The organism is Porticoccus sp., from assembly GCF_041592135.1.
Classification (GTDB): domain Bacteria; phylum Pseudomonadota; class Gammaproteobacteria; order Pseudomonadales; family Porticoccaceae; genus Porticoccus.
The window spans coordinates 1-5,078 of the sequence record NZ_JBFHQR010000151.1; the positions used below are offsets into that span (position 1 = coordinate 1).

Sequence of the window (5,078 nt, forward strand, 5' to 3'; positions counted from 1 at the left end):
CCCGCAACTGCTCCATCACCAGCTCACCGACCATGCGCGTAGTCACTTCGCGCTCGCCGGTGGCGCGCAACTGATGCTGGATATGGGAAATGGCGCCCTCGATGCGCTCGATGTCCACCGGGCGTTTCTCCAGCGCCCGCAACAGACCGGCGCGCAGCTTGTCCTCGTCGAAGGGCTCGCGGGTTTCATCCCGCTTGATCACACGGGGCATCAGCAGTTCGGGCAGTTCAAAGGTAGTAAAGCGCTCTTTGCAGGACAGGCATTCGCGACGACGACGCACCTGGCCGCCCTCGGCCACCAGCCGCGAGTCAATGACCTTGGTGTCATCGGCGCTACAGAAGGGACAATGCATGGCTCAGGCCACCTGATCGGGTAGGGGCGGATGGTAGCACATTTTGTGTGTTATCCCGCCCCGGATGTTCACTCGGCAAGCCCTGTTGCGGCCGGGCTGCGCCGTACAAAAAGCCCCGCCGAAGCGGGGCTGTCGGGCTTACCCGTAAACCGGGAAGCGACCGCAGATATCCAGCACCTTCGCCTTCACCTCAGGAATCACCTGTTCGGAGGTGCCGTTCTCCAGGCTGTCCAGCACATCGCAGATCCAGTGTGTCAACTGCACAGACTCGGCTTCCTTGAAACCACGGGTGGTGATGGCCGGGGTGCCGACCCGCAGACCGGAAGTGATGAATGGTGAACGGGGATCGTTGGGCACCGCGTTCTTGTTGACGGTGATGTAGGCGCTCCCGAGGGCCGCATCCGCATCCTTACCGGTATATTCCTTGCCGATCAGGTCCACCAGCATCAGGTGGTTCTCGGTGCCCCTGGAGACGATCTTGATGCCGCGCTCCATGAAGGTGGCGGCCATCGCCTTGGCATTTTTCACCACCTGCTGTTGATAGGTTTTGAACTCGTCGCCCATGGCCTCCATGAAGGACACCGCCTTGGCGGCGATCACGTGACACAGCGGACCACCCTGGCCACCGGGGAACACCGCGGAGTTGATCTTCTTGGCGATTTCCTCGTCGTTGCTGAGGATGATGCCACCGCGGGGTCCACGCAGGGTCTTGTGGGTGGTGGAAGTGACCACATCGGCAAACGGCATCGGGTTCGGGTAGACACCGGCAGCGATCAGGCCGGCCACATGGGCCATATCGACCATCAGGTAGGCACCCACCTGGTCGGCGATATCGCGGAAACGCTGCCAATCGAGAATACCGGAATAGGCGGAGAAGCCGGCGACGATCATTTTCGGCTTGTGTTCCAGCGCCAGGGCTTCCACCTGGTCGTAATCCACCAGCCCGGTTTCCGGGTTCAGGCCGTACTGCACCGCGTGGTAGATCTTGCCGGAGAAATTCGGCTTGGCGCCGTGGGTCAGGTGTCCACCGGCGTCCAGGCTCATGCCCAGCACGGTTTCACCGGGCAGGCAGAGGGCCTGGTAAACGGCGCTGTTGGCCTGGGAGCCGGAGTGCGGCTGCACGTTGGCAAAACCGGCGCCGAACAATTGTTTGACGCGCTCGATGGCCAGCTCTTCGGTCTTGTCGACAAATTCACAACCACCGTAGTAACGCTTGTGGGGATAGCCCTCGGCATACTTGTTGGTGAGTTTGGTGCCCTGGGCCGCCATCACTGCCGGACTGGTGTAGTTCTCGGAGGCGATCAGCTCAATGTGTTCTTCCTGGCGCTGCTCTTCCTGCTGGATGGCAGCCCAGACTTCCGGGTCAAAACTGGCGATGGTGACGTCTTTATCGAACATGGATCTCACACTGGTGGTTGGCCTAAAAAAGAGCGCGAATTGTACACAAATCCACCATCGAATCCCACGCAAAAAACGCCCTCGCAGCGCAAGTTGTCTACATATTGCGGCGGTACAGCCCTCCCACCCGATAGAGCGCCTCGCTCATCTGCCCCAGGGAGCAACACTTGGCCACCTCCATCAGGCATTCGAAGCTGTTGCCGCGGCGCAACACCACCTGCTGCAACTGTTTCAGGACATCGGCACATTGCCCGGCATGCAGCGCCTTGTAGGCATTGAGGTTATCCACCTGTTGCTGTTTTTCCCGATCGTCGGAGCGGGCCAGTTCGCGACCTTCGATGGTCTCCTCGGCACCGGCTTCCGGCAGGAAGGTGTTGACGCCGATCAGCGGCAGGCTGCCGTCGTGCTTGCGGTGCTCGTAGTACATGCTCTCTTCCTGGATCTTGCCGCGCTGGTACATGGTGTCCATGGCACCCAGCACCCCGCCGCGCTCGGAAATGCGCTCGAACTCGACGTACACCGCCTCCTCCACCAGGTCGGTGAGCTGCTCGACGATAAACGAGCCCTGCCAGGGGTTTTCGCAGAAATTCAGGCCGAACTCCTTGTTGATTATCATCTGGATCGCCACCGCCCGGCGCACCGATTCCGTCGTCGGCGTGGTAATCGCCTCGTCATAGGCGTTGGTGTGCAGACTGTTGGTGTTATCGAAAATCGCGTAAAGCGCCTGCAACGTGGTGCGAATGTCGTTGAAACTCATCTCCTGGGCGTGCAGGCTGCGGCCCGAGGTCTGGATGTGATACTTCAACATCTGGCTGCGCGGGCTGGCGCCGTAGCGCTCCTTCATGGCCCGCGCCCAGATGCGCCGCGCCACCCGGCCCATCACCGTGTACTCCGGGTCCATGCCATTGGAGAAGAAGAAACTGAAGTTGGGCACGAAGTCATCCACCTTCATGCCCCGGGACAGGTAGTACTCCACCAGGGTGAAGCCATTGGACAGGGTAAACGCCAGCTGCGAGATCGGGTTGGCCCCGGCCTCGGCGATGTGATAACCGCTCACCGACACGCTGTAGTAGTTGCGCACTTTGTTGGCGATAAAGAACGCCTGCACGTCGCCCATCATGGTCAGGGCAAAGGCGGTGGAGAAAATACAGGTGTTCTGGGCCTGATCTTCCTTGAGAATATCCGCCTGCACGGTGCCACGCACCGCCGCCAGAGTCTCAGCGCGGATGCGGGCATAGGTGTCGGCACCCACCAGCTTGTCGCCGCTGATACCCAATAGTGCCAGCCCCAGACCGTTGTGCCCCTCCGGCAGTTTGCCCGCATATTGGGGTCGCGGCTGGTCGCCGAACCAGGCGTCGATTTTTTTCTTTGCCTCATCCCAGCCATTGTTTTCGGTGAGGTATTTTTCCACCTGTTGGTCGATGGCGGTGTTCATAAAGAACGCCAGAATCATCGGCGCCGGGCCGTTGATGGTCATGGATACCGAGGTGGTCGGCGCGCACAGGTCGAAGCCGGAATAGAGTTTTTTCATATCGTCGAGGGTGGCGATGGACACCCCGGAGTTGCCCACCTTGCCCCAGATATCCGGACGCGGGTCCGGGTCCGCGCCATACAGCGTCACTGAATCAAACGCCGTGGACAGCCGCGTGGCCTCATGCCCCCTGGACAGGTAGTGAAAACGACGGTTGGTGCGCTCCGGCGTGCCCTCCCCGGCAAACATGCGGATCGGGTCTTCCCCCATGCGCCGGTAGGGAAACACCCCGGCAGTGTAGGGGTAGCTGCCGGGCAGGTTCTCCGCCAGCAGGAACGCCAGCAGCTCGCCCCAGTCCCGGTATTGCGGCGGCGCGATCTTCGGTATTTTCAGGTGGCTGAGGGATTCCACATAATTGTCGCCGCTGATATCCCGATCGCGCACCTGATAACAATACTGCTCGTCTTCCACCCCGCTCTTGCGAGCGGGCCATTCCTGCAACAGACGCAGGGATTCACCGCTGAGGTCGGCCACCGCGGCGTTGTAGCGCTGGCGCAGGGTGCGCAGGGTGTTGTCGGCCTCGCCATCGGTGAGGGCGGAGGCCGGATACAGCGCCAGCGGTTCCGGCAGTTGCGGGTCTGCCAAGGAATTGAGCACCTGATAATTCTGATAGGCCGTGGCCGCCAGTTCCGCCTGCTGTTCATTGCGCGCCTTGATCTGGCGAGCGCCCTCGCTGATCTCCGCCAGGTAGCGCACCCGGCTGCCGGGAATCAGGGCCACGGAGCGCGACTCCATGAATTCTTCGTCACTCGCTGGCAACCAGCGCTGCTCGTCCAGACCGGCTTTTTTCACCAGCAACCTGCATAGGTGATAGAAGGCGCGATTCACACCGGGGTCGTTGAACTGGCTGGCAATGGTGGGATAGACCGGAATCTGCTCGCCGCTGACCTGGAAGGCATTGCGATTGCGCTGCCACTGCTTGCGGATGTCCCGCAACGCATCTTCGGCACCGCGCTTGTCGTACTTGTTGAGAATCACCATGTCGGCGTAATCGATCATGTCGATCTTTTCCAGCTGGCTGGCCGCGCCGTAGTCGCTGGTCATGATGTACAGGGAAAAATCCACCAGATCGACAATCTCGGAATCGCTCTGGCCAATACCGGCGGTTTCCACCAGCACCAGGTCGTAGCCGAGGGATTTCAGGAACAGGGTGACGTCGCCGAGCATTTCACTGGTGGCCAGGTGCTGGCGGCGGGTGGCCATGGAGCGCATATAGATTTGCGTTGACGCCAGGCTGTTCATGCGGATGCGGTCGCCGAGCAGGGCGCCGCCGGTGCGGCGCCGGGTGGGATCTACCGCCAATACGGCGATGCGCATGTCCGGGCGCTGCAACAGAAAGCGGCTCAACAACTCGTCCACCGTACTGCTCTTGCCCGCGCCGCCGGTACCGGTGACCCCCACCACCGGGGTGTTTCCGGCGGCCAGTTGCCAGGCTTTCTTTAACCGCGTCAACTCTGATCCAGAGACAGCCCCTTCCTCGATAGCGGAAATCATCTGCGCCACGGCAATTTCATTGTCGAGGGTCGGCTGCCCGGGGAATACCGATGCCATGCGCGCCTGTCGGGCGCGGCTCACCAGATCCTCAATCATGCCGGTCAGCCCCATCTCCATGCCGTGGGTGGGGTGGTAGATGCGGTTGACGCCTTCGGTCTCCAGCTCGGCAATTTCTTCCAGGGTGATGGTGCCGCCCCCGCCGCCGAACACCTGGATATGCCCGGCATTGTGCTGCCGCAGCAGTTCCAGCATGTAGCGGAAGTACTCCATGTGCCCGCCCTGATAGGAACTGATGGCGATGGC

Annotated in this window: 3 protein-coding genes; all 3 read right to left on the reverse strand. The window is 61.2% G+C overall.

What is annotated here, in order from left to right; genetic code table 11:
* Positions 1–352, reverse strand: a 352-nt coding sequence (gene nrdR, locus ABY948_RS11065) for a transcriptional regulator NrdR (protein WP_461482594.1), incomplete at its 3' end; no start/stop codon positions are given.
* A gap of 138 nt (positions 353–490) precedes the next feature.
* Complete coding sequence (glyA, locus tag ABY948_RS11070; RefSeq protein ID WP_461482595.1) at positions 491–1,750, reverse strand: serine hydroxymethyltransferase; 1,260 nt, start codon at positions 1,748–1,750, stop codon at positions 491–493.
* A gap of 97 nt (positions 1,751–1,847) precedes the next feature.
* The coding region (locus ABY948_RS11075; RefSeq protein ID WP_461482596.1) for a methylmalonyl-CoA mutase family protein at positions 1,848–5,078 on the reverse strand (3,231 nt) is incomplete at its 5' end.